This window comes from Allobosea sp. AK1 (assembly GCF_006714945.1).
GTDB lineage: Bacteria > Pseudomonadota > Alphaproteobacteria > Rhizobiales > Beijerinckiaceae > Allobosea > Allobosea robiniae.
The window spans coordinates 2538455-2560721 of record NZ_VFMG01000001.1 but is presented as its reverse complement, the minus strand read 5'-3'; the positions used below and the strand labels follow the sequence as shown (position 1 = coordinate 2560721).

The window sequence follows — 22267 nt, the reverse complement described above, 5'->3', positions numbered from 1 at the left end:
GCCCGATGCGAACAGCGAGCTACGTCATCTTCTGGGCCGTCATCGCGATGGTCGTTATCGCGCTGATCACCCTGCCGATCAGCCTGCAGGCGCATCTGATTGCCGGGGCGATCGTGGTCGGCGCGATGATGGTCCTGAAGTTTCTGCGGCCCTACGGCGTCTGGCGCCTGATCGCGCTCGGTTTGGGCACCGCGATCGTGCTGCGCTATGTCTACTGGCGCACAACCAGCACCTTGCCGCCAGTCAATCAGCTCGAGGATTTCATTCCGGGGCTGATCGTCTACCTCGCCGAAATGTACAACATCGGCATGCTGGGCCTCAGCCTCTTCGTCGTGGCGATGCCGCTGCCGAAGCGCAAGACGCCGCCGATCGACCTCGCCAACGCACCGACGGTCGACGTCTTCGTACCGACCTACAACGAAGAGCCCGAGATGCTCGCGACGACGCTCGCGGCTGCGCTGGCGATGGATTATCCCGCGGGGCGCCTGAACATCTTCCTGCTCGACGACGGCGGCACCGACGAGAAATGCAACGCCGACGATTTCGCCGCGGCCAGCGCCGCCCGCGAGCGCCGCGCGACGCTGACGAAGCTCTGCGAAGGGCTCGGCGTCACCTATCTCACGCGCGAGCGCAATCTCAGCGCCAAGGCCGGCAATCTCAATAACGGCATCGCCAACTCGCAAGGCGAGCTGATTGTCGTCTTCGACGCCGACCATGCCCCTGCACGCAGCTTCCTGACCGAGACGATCGGCTATTTCGGGCAGGACCCGAAGCTTTTCCTGGTCCAGACCCCGCATTTCTTCATCAATCCGGACCCGCTGGAGCGCAATCTCCAGACCTTCCGCTCGATGCCGTCCGAGAACGAGATGTTCTACGGCATCATCCAGCGCGGTCTCGACAAATGGGACGCCTCGTTCTTCTGCGGCTCGGCCGCCGTCCTCCGGCGCACGGCACTGGAAACCACCAACGGCTTCTCCGGACGCAGCATCACCGAAGATGCGGAAACGGCGATCACGCTGCACGCCACCGGCTGGCACAGCGTCTATGTCGACAAGCCGTTGATCGCCGGGCTTCAGCCGGCGACCTTCACCAGCTTCATCGGCCAGCGTTCGCGCTGGGCGCAGGGCATGATGCAGATCCTCATGTTCCACCGTCCGATGTTCAAGCGCGGCCTCTCGCTGCCGCAGCGGCTCTGCTACTCCTCTTCGGCGCTGTTCTGGCTCTTCCCCTTCGCGCGGCTGACCTTCCTGGTCGCGCCCCTGTTCTACCTGTTCTTCGGCCTGGAGATCTTCACCGCCTCCGGCGCGGAATTCATCGCCTATGTGCTGAGCTACATGGTGGTGAACCTGATGATGCAGAACTACCTCTATGGTCGCTATCGCTGGCCGTGGATTTCGGAGCTCTACGAGTTCATCCAGTCGGTCTACCTGCTGCCGGCCGTGGTCTCGGTGCTCATCAATCCGACCAAGCCGACCTTCAAGGTCACCGCCAAGAACGAGTCTCTGGAGACCCGGCGAGTGTCAGAGCTTGGCCGGCCGTTTTTCATCATCTTCGCGGTGCTCTCGCTCGGTGTCGTCGCCACCTACTGGCGCATGCTCACCGAGCCCTACAATGCAGACATCACGTTGGTCGTCGGGCTGTGGAACATTCTGAACCTGTTGATGGCCGGCTGCGCGCTTGGCGTGGTCTCGGAGCGGCCGGAGGGTCGTGGCGCGCGGCGCTTCGCCGTGAAGCGTCGGGGTGAGATTACCATCGACGGACGCAAGGCCCGGATCGTCACCGAAAACGTCTCCGTCGACGGTATCGCCGTCCGCGTCATGTCGAAGGAATTCGATAAGCTTCCGGTCGGTTCGACCGGGGAGATTACCGTCGAGACCACGATCGACATGCCCCGGGGCGCCCTGCCTGTGCGCGTCCGCCGCCTCGCGCCCGACGACAAGGGATTGCTGCTGGGCTGCAGCTACGAGCCGGCGGAGCCGGTGCATAACCGCATCATTGCCGACCTCGCCTTTTCCGATGCCGAGAACTGGAGCCGGTTTCAGAAGGCGCGGCGCCACAATCCCGGCGTCATCTACGGGACGCTGCGCTTCCTGCGGCTCGCCATTTTCCAGACGAGCCGAGGATTGTCCTATCTCTTCGGTCTCTACCGCCTGTCCCGCTCGACCACCCGGCCGGGAGCGGCGGAATGAAGCGCCTCCGGTTCCAGGCCCATCTCGCCGCGCTCACATCCTGCGCGCTCCTTGTCGGCTCGCCGCTCCCGGCACAGGAATCTCCGGCCGTCCAGCCCGGCCCGGCACCCTTCATGATCGCGCCGCCCGCGCCGTCCCCGGCTCCGACGAACCCTGCGCCTTCCGCGAAGCCGGCTCCGGTTCCGGTACATGAGACCAGCCCGACGCCAGCCTCGCTGCTGTTCAAGCCGCTGCTGCCGGCGGGGCGCGTCACGCTGGAAGGCGAGAGCGATGTCCGCAGTTGGGCGTTCTACCTGACGCAGGACGAGGCGGCAGCCGATCTGAACCTCGACATTGCCTTTCAGAACGCCCTCGTGGTGATGCCGGAAGCCTCGCGATTGACGGTGCGCATCAATGGCGAGCGCGTCAGCGAAATGCCGATCGCCTCCTCCGACCGCCTGAAGCGCAGCTCCATCGCCTTGCGCAAGGGCCTGCTCCGGACCGGACAGAACACGATCAGCTTCGAGGCCGTGCAACGCCATCGCATCGATTGCACGGTCGGCTCGACCTATGAACTCTGGACGCGTATCGATGGCTCCGGCACGCGGCTGGCTTTCAGGAATGCGAGCACCCGATCCTTCGCCCTGCGGAGTCTCGACGATCTGCCCGCTGTCGGCGCCGATGAAAACGGGCTGACGACGATCGCCATCGTCGCGCCCGGCGCGGCGCGCGCGAGCGCCGCGAACAGCATCCTTGCCGTCGCCCAGGCGCTGGCATTGCGCGGCCGCTACGGGCAGGTCACGGTCAGCGTAACCGAGCAACTGCCCGCCCGCATCCGGCCGGGCACACTGACCGTCGCGCTCGGCACGAGCGAGGAGATGCGCGCGCTGCTCGGCGCATTACCGGCCGATGCGGGTGGCCGCAGCTTCGTCGGCTTCGTCCCGAATCCGCAGAAAGGCGCCGATCTCCTGCTCGTCACCGGCGAAGGCTGGCCCGATCTTGAAACCCTCATCGCCAAGTTCCTGACCGCGCCTGTCGCCCGGCCGGCCAATATCAACCGCAAGACCATGGATACCGCGAGCTGGCACGTGCCGGACGCGCCCTTCATCTCCGACAAGGAGGCGATCCGCTTCTCCGAGCTCGGCATTCCCACCCAGGAATCGACCGGCCGGCGCATGCGCGTGCGCGCCATCGTCGCGATGCCCGGCGATTTCTACGCCAATGCCTATGGCGAGGCGACGCTCTATCTCGACGGCGCCTATTCACAGGAGGTCCTGCCGGGCGAGAGCCATATCGAGGTCTTCGTCAACGGCAACGTCGCGGCAACCGTGCCGCTCAATGCGGCGACGGGCGGGTTGCTCCAGCAGTTCCCGATCACGATCCCGCTGCGGCATTTCCGGCCGGGGATCAACGAGATCTGGTTCGAGGCGGTGACGCTGGCCAAGTCCGATCTCGCCTGCGGCCCCGGCGCGACCCTGGCCGGCAAGAGCCGCTTCGCCCTGTTCGACACCACCGTCCTGTCGATCCCGAACTTTGCGAAGATCGGCGTCAGCCCCAATCTCGGGGCCATCGCCGGCACCGGCTTCCCGTATTCGGTCGCCTCCCGCGTCGCGCTGGTCATGGGCCGTCAGGACAATGCCAATCTCAGCGCGGCAGCGACGCTGCTTGCGCGCATCGCCCGCAATGCCAGCCGCCCGCTTGCCATCGATCTTCTCGCCGGGACAGCGGCCGTGGGCGACAGGCCGGCGCTGATCGTCGGCGCCGCCGGCCAGATGCCGGCCGGCCTATTGCCCCGGGTCGGCGTCGCCGACAGTGTCCGCGCCACCTGGCCACAGCGTGCCGATGCCGTGGTGGTGACGCCGGATGCCGAGGGTGCGGCCGTCTTCGACGCCGTCATCAACCGCCTGCAGGGCCGTGAGGCCACGCCCGAGGCCTCCGGCGGCGTGGCTCCGACCACCGAAGCGGTCCGTGATCGCTGGCGCGGCTCGCTCGGCGGCCCGCTGGCGCGCTATTTCATCGGCTTCGACCAATGGCTCCAGCACACCTTCGATCTCTCCTTCGCGCAATTGCGCGCGCCATCGCGCGCGGCCTCGCTCTACGAGCCGGCGGAAGGGACGGAGCTGATCGCGGCTCAGGCCGCCGATCCCGAGACGCGGCAGGTCTGGACCGCTTTCATCGCCCGCCGCGATGAAACCCTGCAGAGCGCCGTCAACCGGATCGTCACGCCGGGCAACTGGGCGGGCATGGCCGGCCGGATCACCGCTTTCCGCGGCGCCCAGGACGCGCATGTCATTTCCGCCGACAGCACCTCCTTCGTCATGACGCGGCCCTTCAGCCTCGCGAATATGCGGCTCGTCTTCGCCAACTGGATGTCCAGCAATATCGGCATCTACGCGCTGGCGCTGCTGATCGCCTGCATCGGGCTCGGCATTGGAACCTCCCTGATGCTCGGGCGGTTGGGTCGGCGATCATGAGATGGACGCTGGCAGCGATGATGGCGACCTTCCTCGGTCTGGCGCCGGGCGTGCGCGCAGCCGTGCCGGCGGATGCCTGGGCGCTCTACCGACAGAAATTCGTCACTGCGGAAGGGCGGGTCGTCGACGATCTCAACGGCGGCATCAGCCATAGCGAGAGCCAGGGCTACGGCCTGCTGCTGGCCTGCCTGGCCGATGATCGCACGACCTTCGCCAGCATCTTCGCCTTCACCCGGACCGAGCTTCTGATCCGCGATGACGGACTCGCAGCCTGGCGCTGGGACCCGAAGGCGAGCCCGCACGTCACCGATATCAACAATGCCAGCGACGGCGACCTGTTGATCGCCGATGCCCTCGCTTGCGCAGGCACGCGCTGGAACATGCCGGCCCACAGCACCGCCGCACGCCAGATCGCGACATCCCTCGCAAAGGTCGCGCTGCGCCAGCATGCCGGACAGACCTGGCTCATGCCAGGCGCTGTCGGCTTCTCGGAGAAGGACCGCGCCGACGGGCCGGTGATCAATCCGTCCTACTGGATATTCGAGGCCTTCCCGACCTTGGCGAAGCTGACCGGGGACCCGCGCTGGATGCAGGTCCAGACCAGCGGTCTGAAGCTGCTGGACGATCTCGCCAAGCGGAAGATGCCGGCGCCGGAATGGCTCTCGGTCAAGGCCGAGCCCCGGCCGGCGGAAGGCTTTCCGGCCCAGTTCGGCTACAACGCCATCCGCATCCCGCTCTACCTGCTGCGCGCAGGGCTGGGCGACAAGGCGCGGCTCGCGCCGTTCCGACAGGCCTGGGCTGGCGGCACGGCGGTCGTCGATGTCGCCAGTGGCAAGCCGGTCGAGCCCTTGCCGGACGCAGGCTACCGCATCCTCTCCGCGTCGCTCGCCTGCGCACTCGACGGCACGCCGATTCCCTCCGAGCTCAAGGCCTTCCAGCCTACCGCCTATTACCCGTCGACGCTGCATCTCCTCTCCCTCTCGATGCTTGGCGAGAGGTATCCGCAATGTCTGTGAAACCCATTTTGATCGCCGTCGCCGTCTCGGGTCTCGCCTTTTACACGCTGGGCCGCTACGGCCATGACATCGCCTCGCGTGAAGCCGTGCAGCCCGTGATCCAGCCGGCACTGGCGCAACAACAGCCTCCGCAGGCGCCGGCCGAGGCTGTGCCGGCACCGAACGATGTCGCGCAAGCCAAGGCCCCGGACCGCCCCGCCGCCGCCCAACCCGCTGCGCCGAAGGTCGACGAGACCGCGCTGCGCTATTTCGCGGGGCAGGGCGACACCCGCCGCTACGAGGCCGAGCTCGCGCGGCTCAAGGCGCTCTATCCGGATTGGAAGCCGCCGACCGACCTGAGCTCGCAAGGGAAGGGACAGGCCGGCGATCCTGAGCTGGAGCGGATGTGGCGGCTCTTCGCCGAAGGCAAATATGGCGAGGTCCGTGCCGCGATCGCCCAGCGGGGCAGCACCGATCCGAACTGGCGCGCTCCGGCCGACCTGACAGCCCAACTCGACACCGCCGAGGCACGTCAGCGCCTCGTCAACGCGTCGAACGCCCGGCAATGGGAACAGGTCATCCGTCTGGGCACCGAGACCCCGGCCATGCTGACCTGCGCCAGTGTCGATGCGCTCTGGCGCGTCGCCGAGGCCTTCGTCCAGACCGGTAAGCCCGAGCGTGCGCGCGACGCCTATGCCTATGTCCTGACCAATTGCACCAAACCGGCCGAGCGCACCGGCACGATGCAGAAGGCGCTCGCCACCCTACCGGAAAATCTCGTCGAAGCCTTGCTGTCGCAGGAACAGCAGAACGAGTTCGCGAGCATCCGCGACGAGATGGCACGACGCCATATCGGCAAGGCCGCCGACGATCCGACGCAGAAGGCGACGCCCGCGGAAATCCAGCGCATCGAAGCCCTAGCCAATGCGGCCTCGACGCCCGATGACGCCATCCTGCTAGGCTTCTACACGCTCCACCATGACGAGCCGGCCAAGGCCGCGACTTGGTTCCAGACGGCGCTCGCGCGCAACGGCGGGGCCAAGGCGGCCGAGGGAGCGGTGCTCGCATTGGGCGACACCAAGAAGTATCAGGAGGCCGAAACGCTCGGCGCTCAGTGGCTCGAAGCCGGCGCGGCCAATCGCAAGGCCTATCTCGATGCCATCACCGCCCTGCTCACCCAGGAGCCTCCGCCACGCCTGGACCGCGCCGTGATCGAGCGCATCGTGAAAACCGTGGGGCAGGACAAATACGCCGCCGGCGCCGGAGCGCTCGGCTGGTATGCCTACAACGCCGGGCAGATCAGCCCGGCGGGAACCTGGTTCGAGACGGCGCTCTCCTGGGATCGTGGCAATGAGCCGGCGGCTTACGGGCTGGCCCTTGTCCGCGAACGCCTGCGCGACCAGGCTGGCTTGCGCACGCTCGTTGCCGAATGGGGCAGCCGCTCGCAGAGGATCGCGGACATCCTCAATCCCCGGCGCCCGCGCTCGGCCCCGACAGCCGAGCATGAGCGCCAAACACGTCAGATGCCGGCGGCGGAATCGGCCCATCGCCGACCAACACCCATCGTCAGGTCCGGCCCCGACGAGCCGATCGCACACGACGCGGCTCCGGAGCCGGCGAGACGGTCGGACGCTTCCCGCGCGACCGGTGGCAATTGCGGAGGTGGCAGCTCAGGCGCCGCCGCCTTGCAGCGCGGCTGGTGTCTCCTCAATCTCAAGCGGCCGGTCGCAGCAGCGCAGGCTTTCGAAGCCGCACGGCGCGGCGGCAATGCGCAGATCGCCTCCGATGCCGCCGCAGGCGTGGCTTATGCCAAGATGCAGCAGGGGCTGACGGCCGAAGCGACCGTCGCGGCCAGCGCCGCCAACCTGCCGCCGGCGCGCCGCAAGGAGCTGTCCACGCTGCTCCTCGCCGAACAATTCTATGCCCAGTATGATGCCAAGGATTACAACGGCGCGCTCATCACCCTGTCGCAGCGCCGCCGCCTGGCGCCCGAGACGACCGACCTGATGCTGATGCGCGGATGGTCCTATTACAATCTCGGCCGCTACGACGATGCCGCGCACATCTTCGAGGCGCTGTACAAGGCCAACAAGTCGCCCGAGGCCCTGTCCGGCCTGACGGCGATCCGTGATGTCACCAAGCGCAACGCCCAGTGATCACGGCGTCATGCGAAGCTTCGTACCGACATCTCCGGGAATGTGTGTCGGCTTCCTAGCGCAACATGCCAATCTTCTCCGTGATTGGCGACGACGGCTAATGATTGCATTTTTTCCGACTAAAATGGCTAAGTCGCTCTGAACGTTGAACGATGGATGCGAGCCTGCAAGCCTCATGAAGCGCCCCCTGTTTCAGGCTCGCATCACTGACCTCGAAGCCCTTTTCGAGCGTCGCGTCGATGATTGCTAGCGGCGCCCTGCCCGTAGCTTCGCGCAGTACATCGACGTTTCCGAGGCCTTGATCCGCGTCGCGATGGTCCCCGTTTGCAGGCCAGCCACTGAACTCAATCTCAAACGGTCACTGAGGCGATCGACGCGCCTTGCCGTCAGGGAAAGGTTCCCGGGGGTAGCGGTGGCTCCGCATTGAGGAGCGTGATCGTAACGCGTCGGTTAGACGGGCTGTAAGCATCGTCGATGAAGAGCGGCTCGGTGTCGGCGTGTCCCACCACGGAAGCGAAGCGGTTGCTGGGAAGCCCGGCTCCCGACAGGATCTCGCGCACGGCGAGTGCGCGCCCGGCGGTGAGGGCCCAGGAATCGGTGGCCTGCACCGAACCCGGGCGCGCGGCGGACGTGTGGCCGGCGACAGACAGTTGGTTGGGCAGCCGGCGCAGGGTGGGCGCGAGCGCCTCCAGCACGAGACGGGTGCGCTCGTAGGGCCGGACCGAGCCCTCGGGGAACATGGAGCGGCCGTACTCGTCCACAAGGGAAACGTTCAAGCCCTCCTTGGTCGGCTCGATCACGATGTTGCGCGACAACTCGGAAATTTCGGGCATTTTCTGGAGCGCCTGCCGCAGGCTGGCTACGGCGCTGTAGTTGGCCTGCATGTCGGCGGCCGGGCGGCTGGCCTCGCGGTCGCTGGCGCGGCCCGAGCTGGTCGGGCGCGCTTTGTCGTCCTGCCCGGAAGTCCCCCTCGCCGCGTCGCGGGGCACTGAGGGCCTGTTGCCTGACTTGTCCAGGGCACTGCCCATCAGGACGCCACCAGAGCCGCTGGTCGTCGGACTCACAGATGCCGGCGCAAAGTATTCCGCCAAGCCGATCTTCTGCTCTTGCGTCGTCATGCTGATCAGCCACATCAGCAGAAAGAACGCCATCATGGCGGTTACGAAGTCCGCATAGGCGATCTTCCAAGCCCCGCCGTGGTGCGCATGAGCGGCCTTCTTGACCTTCTTGACGATAATCGTCGGCTGGGTGGGCTTAGTCATCGAGTCTCTGCCGGAGATTGGATCAGATCTAGGCGGGGAGGCCGGCGGTTGCCGCTTCCACTTCGTTGAACGTTGGGCGGACGTCGCTCATCAGAGCCTTGCGGGCAAATTCTACCGCCATCACCGGCGGCTGGCCGCCGATATGCGCGAGGAGACCCGCCTTGAGTGAAAGAAAGTATTTGGATTCCGCCTCGAACGTGCCCTTGAGCGACTGCGCCATGGGCCCGAAGAAGCCGTAGGCGACGAAGACACCGAAGAAAGTGCCTACGAGCGCGCCGCCGATCAGATGTCCCAGCACCTCCGGCGGCTCGGTGATCGCCCCCATCGTCTTGATCACGCCGAGCACGGCGGCGACGATGCCGAGCGCCGGTGTACCGTCGGCAAGCGACTGCATTGCCGCAACCATACGCTCCTGCTCCTGATGGTGCGTCTCCAGTTCCTCGTCCATGAGAGCGTCGATCTCGTGGACGTTGTTGGCACCCATCGTCAGCATTCGCATGTAGTCGCAGACGAACTCAACCGCATGATGGTTCGCTGCAAAAGTCGGGAAGGCATTGAACAACGTCGACTCGCTCGGATTTTCGATGTGCTCTTCGACAGCGAGCATGCCCTTCTGTTTTACAAACTTGTACAAGGAATACTGCATCCCGAGCAGCTCGACATAGCATTCCTGCTTGTACTGGGGGCCCTTCATGAGCGTGCCGAGCATGGCGGGCACAGCCTTGAGCACCGGCGCAGGGTTGCCGATGACGAAGGCACCAATCGCTGCACCGAGGATGATGACAAACTCGAACGGCTGCCAAAGCACCTCAAGGTGGCCGCCCATCGCCGCGTAGCTTCCGAAGACGCAGACGAAGACGATTATTGTGCCGACGATCAGCCGCATGGTCTGCCACCCTCGCGCCGCAGCAGGTACAGCCCGCGCGAAGCCACTAACTAGCCCAACGAACTGACCGATTAAGGTTAAGGGCGAGTTTATGACCAGTGGACGACAGGCTAGTAAGCGTCGTCCTTCGACGACGGCTTTGAAGTTTGGGTCGGTAGGGTAAGTGATCAGGAGTGCCCGGATTTGGGCATTGAGATCGAGCCGGCGGGTCTCGGCGAACGTCAGCAATCGACCCAAAGCTGACGTCAAGGCATGCCCACTTGTGATGGACGAGCTTTGCTCGTAGCGACGCTTCGCATAGTTGAGCCGACAGGATCGGAATGGAGAAAGACATGTCTCGCGCTTTCAAAGTCGTCGATGCGTTTTCGGCAAAGCCGCTTTTGGGCAATCCCGTGGCTGTTGTGCTCGATGGTTCGGGGCTGACCGACGCTGAGATGCAGGCCATCGCCAGTTGGACGAACCTCTCCGAAACCACATTCGTCCTGCCGCCGACCAATCCGAATGCGAGCTATCTGCTACGAATTTTCAACCCGAGCGCGGAGATGCCTTTCGCCGGGCATCCGACATTGGGGAGTGCTCATGCTGTGCTTGAAGCGGGCATTGCGACGCCGAAGGATGGAAAGCTCATTCAGGAATGCGGTGTTGGATTGGTGGACGTTGCGGTGAATGGCGATGGTCCTGACCGGATTTTGACCCTCTCGCTGCCACCAGCGACACTTACCTCTTTGACCGGCGAAGAGATCGACGAGGTCGAAGCGATCCTGCGACATCCGATTATGCGCGATGCTACGCCTGCGATTATCAATGTCGGGGCCGTCTGGATCATCGCGCAACTAGCCAGCGTGGACGCCGTGCTGGGCCTGGAACCCGATTTGATCCGCTCGGCTCAGTTCGAAAAACGAAAGGGCGCGACCGGAATCACCGTGTTCGCTGGGCGATCAGACAGCACGCCGGACATTGAAGTCCGTACCTTTGCCCCGTCATGCGGGGTCAGTGAAGACCCCGTGTGCGGGAGCGGCAATGGCAGCGTCGCCGTTTTCCGCGCGAGCCGGGGGCTGCTTCCTGCGAGCGGCGTAAACTACAAAGCTGAACAGGGTCGGCGCGTCGGTCGCGACGGCAAGATCAGCGTCACGGTCGATGCTCAGGGGCAAGTTCAAGTCGGCGGCGCGTGCGTCACCACCGTAGATGGGTTCATTGCGGCATAGCTCGCACTGTCCGCGTCCGACCCATTGCGGACACAACTCGCGAAAAAGCCCGCTAGCCGGAGTTCCGAGGCGATAATGAGTGGCGGCCACTCAAAAGACATAGACAAGCCATGTGCAGGGAGCATGCTCGGCGCTGCAGTTGTCTCCATCCGCTTTTGGAAATGACCGCTGGCGGTGCGCATTGACGCCGCCTAGGCGGAGACCTGTCATGCATACCGGAAAAGGCTCTTTGGTCCTGCGCAATGGGCGCAGGCTCCCCCTCACCTTCCAATTTGGCAGTGACTACGACGATACCCGCGCAGGCCATCTTCTCTGCGATACATCCGCACTCGACCCGGCATTGCTGCAGGATCGGCTGCATATCGTTTGCGATGACGGAACTTCTATCGTCGTTGCGGTGATGCACTCCAGTGATCGATATCTGGCGGTCACAGGGCGGGTTCTGCCGGCGGCTGCCTGATACAGCTCTGCCATCATAAGTAGATGCGCGAGAGGCCGCGTGGCCACTTGATCGGCCCAGCGGCGGCGAAGTGCCCATCACCGCGTCAGCGATCGAGCCAAGCCAAAATCAAGCACTGACCGGGCCAGGAAGCTCAAATGCAGCGTACCCCGAAAACTGGATAATTACGCGGTGGCGGCATGATACGCGCAACCGCATGTGTCCGGATCGATGCTGTGGGAACCGGGGTGCTGTCCGATGAAGATGCTTCCGATGGCCGGGATCGCGGCGGCAATGGGATTCGCCGGACTGAGCGGCTTGACTGCGTCAGACGCCGTCTGGGCCAGGCTTTCCCCTTCCTGCCAGGTCAAGGGAAACATCAGCATCAATACGGGGGAACGCATCTACCACGTCCCCGGCCAGCGCCGTTATCTCGAGACCAATATCAGCCCGCAACACGGCGAGCGCTGGTTCTGCACGGCCGAAGACGCCGAACGCGCGGGATGGAGGCCAGCAAGAAGCTGAAACGAAAAAGGCCCGGCGTCGCGCGAGCGGGCCGGCCCCCTGTCCGCTCTTGACCCATAGCCGACGTATGGAACGTCTGCTTCATGGCAGTCTGGCGAGGTCGGCAGTCAGGCGGCCGAAGCTGACCCCTTGCTGACATCCGGAGAGTTCGGTTCCGGACGATCCAGTTCATCAATGGCGGCGCAACCGGTCGAGAACCGCTTCATGCAGTGTCGGGCTGCCGCTCGCCACGACACAGCTATGGCCGGAATGGATCGTGAGCTCGCGGCCTTCCCAATCGGTGATCGCGCCGCCGGCATTGCGCACGATCGGTGTCAGCGCGCAGTAGTCGAACGGATCGAGCCCGCCATCGAGGCTGATGTCGAGCGCGCCGTCCGAGACCCGGCCATAGGCGTGGCAGCCGCCGCCATAGACGCACCACTTCGTATCGCTGCGCAGGCGCTCGAAGGCGGCACGCTCGCCGGCGTCGAATGGCTCGGGATTGCCGTTGCCGAGGATGGCATCGGCCAGCGATGCCCCTTTACGGGTCTGGACCGTCTCGCCATTGCGGCGCGTCGGCAGGCCGTCGCCGCCGATCCAGCGCTCCGCCGTGACGGGGTTGTCGATGACGCCGAGGATCGGCGTGCCCTTGTAGGCCAGAGCGATCAGCGTGCCGAAGGTCGGGATGCCCGTGATGAAGGCCTTGGTGCCGTCGATCGGATCGATGATCCAGGCGAAGTCACGGTCGAGCCCGATGGACTCGTATTCCTCGCCGAGGATGCCGTGATCGGGATGGGCGATGGCGATCTCGCGACGCAGGCTGTCCTCGACTCGGCGGTCGATCTCGGTGACCGGGCTGTGATCGGCCTTGGTGTCGAAGCTGCGGCCCTTGGCGATGGCTTCGCGGATGATCGCGCCACTGCGATCGGCGAGCCGCTCGGCGAAACCGGCGAAGGCGTGGATGTCAGGCTTGGACATGAGCTTCTCCGGCGATCACCGCCGTGGTGCTGGCGGGCGCGCGCTGGTGTCTGGCGAGCCGGTATTCGAGGGCTCGCAGGGCTGCGGTCAAGATGGCGGCTATGACGAGGTAGATCGCAGCCGCTGTCACGAAGAGCTCGTAGGGCGCGAAGGTGCGCGCCACGATTGTATTGGCGGTGCCCGTCAGCTCCATGAGCGTGATGGTGCTCGCCAGCGATGTCGCCTTGAGCATGCTGACGACCTCGTTGGCATAGGCCGGCAGGGCGAGCCGGAAGGCGCGCGGCAGGATGATGACGCGATAGGCCAACGGGCCGGACATGCCGCAGGCATGGGCGGCCTCGATCTCGCCGGCCGGCACCGCCTGGATCGACCCGCGCAGGATGTTCGCCGTATAGGCGGCGGTATGCAGCGAGAAGGTCAGGACGGCGCAGAACCACGGCTCCCGGATGAAGGGCCAGAGCGCGCTCTCGCGGACGAAGTCGAACTGCGACAGCCCGTAATAGACCAGGAAGATCTGGACCAGGAGCGGCGTGCCCCTGAAGAACGAGATGTAGAAGGCGATTGCCGCGCGGACTGGGCCGGGCGCTTCCAGCCGGGCGATCGCCATCGGCACGGCCAGCGCCATGCCGAGCACGAGAGCGGCGGTCAGGAGTTGCAGGCTGAGCCAGGTGCCTTCCAGCAGCGCCGGCAGGCTCTCGATCATGAGGCTCGGGTTCATCGCGCCAGCTCCCGTTCGCCACGGCTGGCGCGGCGTTCCAGTTTCGCGACGATGAGCCCGTTGCTGGTGGTCAGCGCGTAGAAGATGATCGCGGCGATCAGATAGAAGCGGAAGGGTTCGCCGGTGACCGCGGTCGCCATGCCGCTGACCCGCATGATCTCCTCCAGCCCGACCACCGAGACGAGCGAGGTGTCCTTGATCAGCGAGACCCAGTTATTGCCGAGGCCGGGCAGGGCGAAGCGCCAGATCTGCGGCAGGCGCACCGTCGTGAAGGCGTCCCACCAGGAGAAGCCGAAGGCCTCCGCCGCCTCGATCTGGCCTTTCGGGATGGCGAGGAAGGCGCCGCGCAGCACCTCCGCGGCATAGCCGCCGAAGACGAGGCTGAGCGCGAAGACGCCGGCGGCGAAGGCGGGAATCTCGATGAAACCCGCAGCCATCCCGATCGACTTGGCGAGCCCGGTCAGCGTGACCGAGCCGCCGAAATAGATGATCAGGATGATCAGCAGTTCCGGTGTGCCGCGCATGATCAGCGTGAACAGGAAGCCGAGCTGCCGGACCAGCCACCAGCGGGAGAGCTGGGCGAGCGCGCCAAGGATGCCCCAGACGAGCCCGAGCGCCAGCGCGGCGAAGGCGACCTCCAGGGTCGTCAGCGCACCGTGCAGGAGCTGGCCGCCCCAGCCCATCAGTACATCCATCGTCACGACCTCCGCCGCTCTCGGGTCCGCTGCCTCGTCGCGCGATCAGGGCAGGACGCTGAACGACCAGTAGCGATCGTTGATGGCCTTGAAGGAGCCGTCCTTGAACGAGGCGTTCAGCGCCGCGTCGATCTGGTCGCGGAGCGCGCTGTCTTCCTTGCGCAGCGCCACGCCGACGCCGGGACCGAACAGGGCGATGTTGTTGATCTCCGGGCCGACGAAATGGAACTTCTCGCCGCGCGGCTTCTGCAGGAAATCGCCGTCGAGCTTGATCGGCCCGGCGAAGGCGAGGTCGATCCGGCCCGATTGCAGGTCGAGCAGCAGGTTGTCGACCGTGTCGTATTGCGCGAGCTTCACGCCGGGGAATTCCTTGGTCATGAACTGCTCATAGGTCGAGGAGCGCTGGAGCCCGACCGTCTTGCCGGCGAGCGCCTTAGGGTCCGGCTTGCCGTCGGCCCCGATCGGCTGGACGTTCAGCGTCTTGGCGCCGACGAAGCGGGCGGTGGAGGAGCGGTAGGGCACGCTGAAATCGATCGACTTCTTGCGCTCGTCGGTGATCGACATGCTCGCCACGATCAGGTCGAACTTGCCGGCGAGCAGCGCCGGGATCATGCCGTCCCATTGCTGGCAGACGAAGACGAGATTGACGTTCAGGCGCTTGCCGATCTCGCGGGCGACGTCGATGTCGAAGCCCTGCAATTCACCCTTGGCGTCGCGGAAATTGAACGGCGGATAGGTGCATTCGCTGCCGACCTTGACGTCTCTTGCCGCGGCTCCCGTCGTCAAGGCACTGAGCAATCCGGCGGCGACGAGTATGGGCTTCAGCATGTCGTTCTCCCCTTTGAATTGACGGCTCGATTCACAGGACGCGTTGCAGGAAGGCGCGGCAGCGCTCGGAACGCGGGTTGCCGAGGACCTGCTCGGGCGGGCCGCGCTCCTCGACGACGCCTTGGTGCAGGAACAGGACCTCGCTGGAGATCTCGCGGGCGAAGCCCATCTCATGGGTTACGATGATCATCGTGCGTCCCTCGGCGGCGAGCGTGCGCATCACCGCGAGCACTTCGCCGACCAGCTCGGGATCGAGCGCCGAGGTCGGCTCGTCGAAAAGCAACAGGGCCGGCTCCATCGCCAGCGCCCGGGCGATGCCGACGCGCTGCTGCTGCCCGCCGGAGATATGGGCGGGATAGGCATCGCTCTTCTCGATCAGCCCGACCTTTTCGAGATAGGCCTCGGCACGCTCGGTCGCCTCCTTGCGGGAGAGGCCGAGCACCTTGATCGGCGCCACCGCGACGTTCTCCAGCACGGTCAGGTGCGTCCAGAGGTTGAAGCTCTGGAACACCATGCCGATACGGCTGCGCATCCGGTTGATCTGCTTGCGGTCGAGCTGGGCACGGCCGCCGCCTTGCTGCGCCAGCCGGACCGTCTCGCCCTCGAAGCGGATGGTGCCGGCATCGGGCAGTTCGAGGAAGTTGATGCAGCGCAGGAAGGTGCTCTTGCCCGAGCCGCTGGCGCCGATCATCGTCACGACGTCATGGCTGCGGGCCGTCAGGTCCAGCCCCTTGAGGACGGCCAGGTCCCCGAAGCTCTTCCGGATACCCTTGACCTCCAGGACGGTGCTGCGTTCGACGTTCATGAGGACTCCGCTGCTGACGGCAGAATGTGAGGCGGTTCGTGGCCCCCCAAGGTCCAATTCGGAGCTTTCGCTAGGGTCCAGTTCCCGACGTCGCACAAAAGGGCGGCAGGCTGGGTCCGTGGCGGGCGCCTACTGCATCGTCACGCGGCGTTAGGCCCCGTCGCAGGCGGCATCGATCGCCTCGGCCACCGCCTCGACACAGGCCGGCAGCTTTTCGGTCAGGGTGTTGCCGAAGCCGAGGATCAATCCCTGCCGTGCAGGCCCGCGGCAATAGCGCGACAAGGCCGGGCAGTCGAAGCCGCGGTGCAGAAGCGCCGTCGCGGCCGCGACATCGTCGAACGAGATGCGTGGCCGAACCGTCATGTGCAGTCCCGCCGTCACATAGGGTATGACGAAGCGGTCGCCGATGCGCTGCTGCAGCCCGTCTGCCAGCAGGAGCGAGCGTTCCCGATAGATCGCCCGCATCCGCCGCAGATGCGCCGCCAGATGCCCCTCCGCCATGAAGGCCGCGACCAGCGCCTGGTCCGGCTGCGGCGCATAGAGCGAGAAGACGCGTTGCGCCTGGGTGAAGGCCTCGACAAGGCCCGGCGGCACGACGAGATAGGCCAGTCTCAAACCGGGCGCCAAGGCGCGGTTGAAGGAGCTGGTGTAGATGACGCGCTCTTGCGTGTCTGTGGCGAAGAGCGGCGGCTGCGCCTGTCCCAACCAGCGGATCTCGCTGTTGAAATCATCCTCCAGCACCCAGCCGCCATGAGCCTGCACCCAGGCGAGCAGAGCCTGGCGTCGCGCCGGCGGCATCGAGGATCCGTACGGGAACTGCTCGACCGGCGAGACGACGACCAGCTTCGGCAGCGTTCCTCCGTCCGCCTGCGTCGGAAGGGCGGCCGCGTCGAGCCCCATTTCGTCGATCGGCACCGGGCGGATTCGCACGCCGCTGAGCTCGAACGTGGCGAGTTCGGTCAGGTGGCCGGGGTCCTCGACCGCGACCTCGTCGCCGGTATCGAGCAGGACATGGGCGACGAGCGCCGCCGCCTGGAGCGTGCTGCCGATGACGATGACCTGTTCCGGCGCGCAGGCCAGGCCGCGTGCTTCCGCGAGATAGGCCGCGATCTGGTGGGTGAGGCCGGCGCGCGGATGGCCCACGCCGTAGCCCGTCTGCGAGATCGCGCGGGAACGCCAGTGCCGGGCCGCGATCCGGCTGAAGATCTCGTAGGGAAATTCGTCGAGGGCAGGCACGCCTGGACTGAGGCCCAGCGTCTCGGAGCGCTCGGGCGGCAAGCGAGCTTCGAGGAGCTGCGTCGCACGCTCCGACAACGCGGTCTTGCCGGGCAACAGCGCGGACGGATTGGGCCTCGCCCGCGTCTGGTGATCCTCGGGAAGCACCTTCTCGACGAAAGTGCCGGAGCCATGGGCGCGCCGGACATAGCCTTCCGCCTCCAGGCGGTCATAGGCCTGAACCACCGTGTTGCGGGCGAGAGCCAATTCCTTGGCCAGCGTGCGGCTGGGGGGCAGGCGCGTCCCGCGCGGAATCACACCTTCGGTGATGCCCGTCTGGAACCGGGCGAATATCTGCTCGTAGAGCGGGATCTCACTGTCGCGCTCGAGCCTGATCAGGTTCCAGACGGGATAGTTGAACTGGTTGGCCATTCGCCCTCGTCAGGCTGACACACTCCTTCCGAATGGACGCGGGCGCCGGATTCTCCAAGCGGATTTCGCGGAACGGCGTTCGAATACGAGGCCGAGGGTGCCCTACGGCGCTTTCAACCCGAAGACGGCCTCGGCGGTCTGCCCGGCTTTCAAAGCGTCCTCCCATTTCGCCTCCAGCACCAGCCGGGCTTCGGCATCGGCGATGCGGGCGCGGATCGTCGCGGGCGTCAGGGCAACCAGCCCGTCATCGTCGCCGATCAGGAGGTCGCCGGGCGAGACGATCGCGCCGCCGATCGTCACCGGCCGGTTGATCTCGCCGCGCTCGGCCGAGGACGGCCCGCGTGGCGTCACCGAACGCGTGAAGACCGAGAAATCCGTCCAGCTCGCCAGCGTTCCGACATCACGGATTGCTCCGTCGCAGACCAGGCCGACGGCGCCCTTGCGGCGGATATGCCCGCCCAGGATCTCACCGATCATCGCGCTCTCCGCATGCCCCGCCGCCGCGATGACCAGGACGTCGCCGGGGCCGATCACGTCCATCGCGCGCACGACGGAGCCGAAATCCGGCGCTTCGCAGAAGGCGGTCACCGCGCGTCCGAACAGGCGCGGCTGCTGACCGGGCGGCATCAGGGGGCGGATGGCAGGGTCGATCTGGTTGAGATTGCGACCGAGATCGACTGCGACCGCGACGGGGATCGCCCGCCAGCGCTCGATCTCGGCCTGTGTCAGGTCACTTTGCGGAACGGGATGGATGGTCACGGGCATGGTGCAGTCCTCATCGTCGCGATGTGGCGATCTGGTGGTGTCGGGGGGACAGGGGGCGGCTTCAGCTCCGCAGCCGCGATCCCATGCGGGCCTTCAGGACATTGCCGAGCGCTGTGATGCCAGCGACGAGCCGCTCGTCCGTCTGCGTCGAATAGCTCATGCGAGCATGGTTCGGCCGCTGGTCCAGCGCGAAGAAGGTCGCGCCGGGCACATAGGCGACGCGGGCTTCGGGCAAGGCGTAGTCGAGCATGAAGGCGGCGGCGTCGAAGCCTTCCGGGAAGGTCAGCCAGGTGAAGAGCCCGCCGCTCGCATCCGTGCAGGCGATCTCCTGCGGGAAGCTCTGCCGGATCGTGTCCAGCATCAGGTTCTTCTTGTGGCGATAGGCGCTGCGGATCGTGCCGATATGCGCGTCGATGTCGTATTCCGCCAGGAAGCGCGAGGCGACCGCCATGTTGAGCGTGCTCGTCTGCGTGTCCGCCGCGAGCTTGAGCAGGCCGAGCTGCTCGATCAGCTCGCTCGAGGCCACGGCCCAGCCGAGCCTCAGACCCGGCGCCAGGATCTTCGAGAAGCTGCCGAGATAGATCACCCGGCCTTCGGTGTCGAAGCTCTTGATAGGCGGGATGCGCTCGCCCTCGAAGCGGATCTCGCGATAGGGCGAATCCTCGAGAATGATGATGTCATGGGCATTGGCGATCTCGACCAGCCGCTTGCGCCGCGCCAGGCTCATGGTGACGCCGGTCGGATTGTGGAAATCCGGAACCGTGTAGATGAACTTCGCGCCCGGATTGGCCTTCAGAGCCGCGTCGAGCGCCTCGACATCCATGCCGTCCTCGTCCATGCCGACCGTGACATAGCGCGGCTCGCAGGGGTTGAAGGCGATCAGCGCGCCGAGGAAGGTCGGGTCCTCGACGACGATGACGTCGTCCTTGTCGACCAGCATCTTGGCGACGAGGTCGAGCCCCTGCTGGCCGCCCTGGAGGATCAGCACCTCGTCGGTGGTGCAGGGCACGCCGTCGCGCGTCATGCGTTCGGCGATCTGTCGGCGCAGCAGCGGCATGCCGTTCGAGACGGTGTATTGCAGCGCCTCCTGCCCGTTCTCGGCCAGCGTCTTGCGGAAGACCTCGTCGAGCCCCGCGATCGGGAACAGCGAGGCGTCGGGATAGCCGCCGCCGAAGGAGATCACATTGGGATCGGCACCGAGCCGCAGGAGCTCGCGGATGGCCGATGGTTTGACCCGGCTCATCCGGGCAGCGAGGCGAGACGTCATGATCGTACTTTCCGGCACTCAGGCGGTGACGTTGAGCTCGACGGCGCCGATGCCTTCGAGCTCGAAGCGATAGGTTTCGCTTTCGGTGGGGAAGCGGGTGGTGACGAGGCTGCCGGTCATCACGATCTCGCCGGACTTCAGGCTCTGCCCCTTCACCGCCAGCGCATTGGCGAGCCAGGCGAGCGGCGCGAAGGGATGGCCCAGCGCGTCGCGACCATAGCCGCGATCGATCTCCGTGCCATTATGGCTGATCGTGCCCGAGACGGCGTCCAGCGCCGGCCAGTCGCTGCAGAATGTCGACAGGATCACGCCGCCATTCCAGGAATTGTCGGCGACCAGCGAAAGCACGTCGAGCTCGGCATAATCGGCGGCCCGGTCATCGACGATCTCAATGGCGGCGCAGACGCCGGCGACATGCTCGGCGATGCTCTCCTGCGTCCAGGCCGGCCCTCCGATGGGGAGATCGCTGGCCATGCGCACCGCGATCTCGAATTCGAGACCCATGCGGCCGTAATCGGCGATGGCGAGGCATGCGCCGGAATGATGCAGCCGGTCGGCCAGTACGACGCCCGCGATCGGATGGGGAATGCCGCACATCGTCTGCATGCGCTGCGAGGTCAGGCCGATCTTGTAACCGACGGCAGCGCCGCAGCGCGGCTTCAGCAGCGAGACATAGCGCTCCTGCACCGCGTAGGAATCCTCGAGCGAGGCGATGCCGTTCGCCGCGGCGAAGGGCCGGAACTGCTCGTTCCGCTCATGCTCGTCGATCAGCCTGTTGGCCAATCCGTCCGTGTCGATCATCCCGTCCTCCTGTCCCGGCCTTGCTGATGCCCGGGGTAGCGATCGATTCCAAAAAGCCCTAGGCGGCGGCCATGATCTCGGCAAAGCGCCGCACCGCCGGAGTTATGCGTTCCGGCACGGTATTGCCGAAGCCGAAGACGAAACCCGTCGCCGTGCGGTCCTGCAAGCGGTAGCGCGACAAGGCAGGCGCATCGATGCCGCGCTGGCGCGCAGCATTGGTGACGGCCGCATCATCCAGCGGCCCCAGCGCGTGGGCCGTCAGGTGCAATCCCGCGGTGACATCGGGGATGAGGAGCCGGTCACTGAGAGCCTGACGCAGCGCGTCGACCAGGATGGTTGCCCGCTCTCGATAGATCAGCCGCATGCGCCTGACATGCTTGGCGAGCACGCCGCGCCCCATGATGTCGGCCACCATCTGCTGCAGCGGCGGCGGCAGATAGCAGGAGAAGACGAGCTTCGCCCGGTAGAACAGCTCGACCAGATCCGGCGGCAGAACCAGATAGGTCAGGCCCAGCGAGGGCGAGAAGATGCGGTTGATATTGCCGATGAAGATCACGCGCTGGTCGGCATCGAGCGAGAGCAGCGAGGCGAGCGGCTGGCGGTTGATGCCGATCGGGCTGCTGTAATCATACTCGATCACCCAGGCGTTACGGGCCCGCGCCCAGGCGAGCAGGGAAAGCCGGCGCTCCATCGACATGGTCGAGCCATAGGGAAACTGGTTGGTCGGCGAAGCGATCACCATGCGGGCATCATGCGTTTCCGGCCCGAAGCGGTCGACGCAGAGCCCCTCCAGATCGACGCGCTGCGGCAGGATGCGGGCGCCGTTCGCCACCATCGCTGCCGTCCGCGTCGGATAGCCGGGGTCCTCGATGACGACGCCGTCGCCAGGGTCGAGCAGCAATTGCGCCAGCAGGATGAAGGCCTGCGTCGTGCTGGCGACAACGGCGATCTGCTCCGGCCGGCAAGGCACGCCTTCGTATTCCCCCAGATATTTCGCGATCTGCTGGCGCAAGGCGGGCAGGCCGAGGCGCTCGCTGAAATTGAACTGGGGCCAGGGCTCCGAACCCCAGTACTCGGCGGTGCTGCGGCTGATATCCGCGAACGGCAACTCGTCCAGCGCCGGCAGCAGGGGGCTGAGATCGTAGCCGAGCTCGCGCTCGCTCGGCAGCAGCAGCCCCATCAGGGCGCAGCCGCGCGCCGCCAACACGCGCGGCTGCGGGGGCGGCTGCGGAGCGGGCGACGGCTCGCCGATCCGGCGGTGCATGTCTTCGGGCAGATCCTTCTCGATATAGGTGCCCGCGCCTGTACGCCCATGCGCGTAGCCTTCGTTCTTCAAGCGGTTATAGGCGAGCACGATGGTCGAGCGGGAGACGCCGAGCTCGTCGGCCAGCTTGCGCGAAGGCGGCAGATGCATGCCGCGGGGGATCGCGCCGTCGACGACCAGCGCCCGAATTTGCCCGGCGATCTGGTCATAGAGCGGCTCCGGCCCGTCCGGCGCCAACGCGATCGTGTTCCAGAAAGGGTAGTTGAAGCTCGCGTTCATATCCTGTCGCGGTCGGGGCGGGTCTGGTCGGTAGCTCTCGGCGATTGAGCGGCGCGTCGCGCGAGCGGTCAAGCATGTCGCCGGATTGGTATGCTCGACTCGAAAGAATTGGTACTTGAGGCTGTTTTTAG

General features: G+C 65.8%; 19 protein-coding genes. 7 read left to right on the top strand and 12 right to left on the bottom strand.

Annotated elements, in window-relative coordinates:
- Positions 1-5: 5 nt before the first annotated feature.
- The 4 genes from bcsA to FHT98_RS12650 are packed head-to-tail and all read left to right on the top strand — an operon-like array spanning position 6 to position 7793.
- Positions 6-2189: a UDP-forming cellulose synthase catalytic subunit gene (bcsA, locus tag FHT98_RS12665; RefSeq protein ID WP_142114240.1), complete on the top strand. Its 2184-nt coding sequence runs from the start codon at positions 6-8 to the stop codon at positions 2187-2189.
- The gene (locus tag FHT98_RS12660) at positions 2186-4642 is read left to right on the top strand and encodes a cellulose biosynthesis cyclic di-GMP-binding regulatory protein BcsB (protein WP_142114239.1); all 2457 of its coding nucleotides are present in this window, start codon (positions 2186-2188) and stop codon (positions 4640-4642) included. Before bcsA ends, FHT98_RS12660 begins: the two co-directional genes overlap by 4 nt.
- Positions 4639-5658, top strand: a complete 1020-nt coding sequence (locus FHT98_RS12655; RefSeq protein ID WP_248309210.1) for a family 8 glycosyl hydrolase — start codon at positions 4639-4641, stop codon at positions 5656-5658. Before FHT98_RS12660 ends, FHT98_RS12655 begins: the two co-directional genes overlap by 4 nt.
- Positions 5649-7793, top strand: coding sequence for a tetratricopeptide repeat protein (locus FHT98_RS12650; RefSeq protein ID WP_142114237.1), 2145 nt, complete (start codon positions 5649-5651; stop codon positions 7791-7793). The genes FHT98_RS12655 and FHT98_RS12650 overlap by 10 nt, the downstream gene beginning before the upstream one ends.
- Before the next feature lie 386 nt (positions 7794-8179).
- Here the strand turns inward: FHT98_RS12650 and FHT98_RS12645 are convergent, their stop codons facing one another.
- Together FHT98_RS12645 and motA are read right to left on the bottom strand one after the other, a co-directional pair.
- A complete protein-coding gene (locus tag FHT98_RS12645) occupies positions 8180-9055 on the bottom strand; it encodes a flagellar motor protein MotB (protein WP_061968643.1) in 876 nt (291 codons plus the stop codon).
- A 28-nt stretch (positions 9056-9083) separates the two neighbouring features.
- Positions 9084-9941: a flagellar motor stator protein MotA gene (motA, locus tag FHT98_RS12640; RefSeq protein WP_061968642.1), complete on the bottom strand. Its 858-nt coding sequence runs from the start codon at positions 9939-9941 to the stop codon at positions 9084-9086.
- Between the two features lie 332 nt (positions 9942-10273).
- On the opposite strand from motA, the gene FHT98_RS12635 reads away from it, so the two are divergent.
- The 3 genes from FHT98_RS12635 to FHT98_RS12625 all read left to right on the top strand — a co-directional run bounded on the left by FHT98_RS12635 (position 10274) and on the right by FHT98_RS12625 (position 12110).
- Positions 10274-11146, top strand: a complete 873-nt coding sequence (locus tag FHT98_RS12635; protein WP_142114236.1) for a PhzF family phenazine biosynthesis protein — start codon at positions 10274-10276, stop codon at positions 11144-11146.
- 208 nt (positions 11147-11354) lie between these two features.
- Positions 11355-11606 carry a hypothetical protein gene (locus FHT98_RS12630; protein WP_113584836.1) on the top strand — a complete coding sequence of 84 codons (252 nt, stop codon included), beginning with the start codon at positions 11355-11357 and terminating at the stop codon, positions 11604-11606.
- Between the two features lie 237 nt (positions 11607-11843).
- The gene (locus FHT98_RS12625) at positions 11844-12110 is read left to right on the top strand and encodes a sunset domain-containing protein (protein ID WP_142114235.1); all 267 of its coding nucleotides are present in this window, start codon (positions 11844-11846) and stop codon (positions 12108-12110) included.
- 171 nt (positions 12111-12281) lie between these two features.
- Here FHT98_RS12625 and FHT98_RS12620 read toward each other — a convergent pair whose 3' ends face one another.
- The 10 genes from FHT98_RS12620 to pdxR (FHT98_RS12575) form a co-directional block, all read right to left on the bottom strand.
- Positions 12282-13067: an inositol monophosphatase family protein gene (locus FHT98_RS12620; RefSeq protein ID WP_142114234.1), complete on the bottom strand. Its 786-nt coding sequence runs from the start codon at positions 13065-13067 to the stop codon at positions 12282-12284.
- Positions 13054-13785, bottom strand: a complete 732-nt coding sequence (locus FHT98_RS12615) for an ABC transporter permease (RefSeq protein ID WP_142114233.1) — start codon at positions 13783-13785, stop codon at positions 13054-13056. The genes FHT98_RS12620 and FHT98_RS12615 overlap by 14 nt, the downstream gene beginning before the upstream one ends.
- On the bottom strand, positions 13782-14480 hold the full coding sequence (locus FHT98_RS12610) for an ABC transporter permease (protein ID WP_142114232.1): 699 nt from the start codon (positions 14478-14480) through the stop codon (positions 13782-13784). The genes FHT98_RS12615 and FHT98_RS12610 overlap by 4 nt, the downstream gene beginning before the upstream one ends.
- A gap of 45 nt (positions 14481-14525) precedes the next feature.
- Entirely contained in the window at positions 14526-15308 is a 783-nt protein-coding gene (locus FHT98_RS12605; protein ID WP_061968631.1) for a transporter substrate-binding domain-containing protein, read from the bottom strand.
- Between the two features lie 31 nt (positions 15309-15339).
- Entirely contained in the window at positions 15340-16113 is a 774-nt protein-coding gene (locus FHT98_RS12600; RefSeq protein WP_142114231.1) for an ABC transporter ATP-binding protein, read from the bottom strand.
- A gap of 150 nt (positions 16114-16263) precedes the next feature.
- Positions 16264-17760 carry a MocR-like pyridoxine biosynthesis transcription factor PdxR gene (pdxR, locus tag FHT98_RS12595; RefSeq protein ID WP_142114230.1) on the bottom strand — a complete coding sequence of 499 codons (1497 nt, stop codon included), beginning with the start codon at positions 17758-17760 and terminating at the stop codon, positions 16264-16266.
- 102 nt (positions 17761-17862) lie between these two features.
- Positions 17863-18525, bottom strand: a complete 663-nt coding sequence (locus FHT98_RS12590) for an RraA family protein (RefSeq protein WP_142114229.1) — start codon at positions 18523-18525, stop codon at positions 17863-17865.
- A 61-nt stretch (positions 18526-18586) separates the two neighbouring features.
- The gene (locus tag FHT98_RS12585) at positions 18587-19792 is read right to left on the bottom strand and encodes an aminotransferase-like domain-containing protein (RefSeq protein ID WP_185745142.1); all 1206 of its coding nucleotides are present in this window, start codon (positions 19790-19792) and stop codon (positions 18587-18589) included.
- 18 nt (positions 19793-19810) lie between these two features.
- Entirely contained in the window at positions 19811-20593 is a 783-nt protein-coding gene (locus FHT98_RS12580; protein ID WP_142114228.1) for a 2-keto-4-pentenoate hydratase, read from the bottom strand.
- Positions 20594-20651: 58 nt separating this feature from the next.
- A complete protein-coding gene (pdxR, locus tag FHT98_RS12575) occupies positions 20652-22136 on the bottom strand; it encodes a MocR-like pyridoxine biosynthesis transcription factor PdxR (RefSeq protein ID WP_185745141.1) in 1485 nt (494 codons plus the stop codon).
- Between the last annotated feature and the right edge of the window lie 131 nt (positions 22137-22267).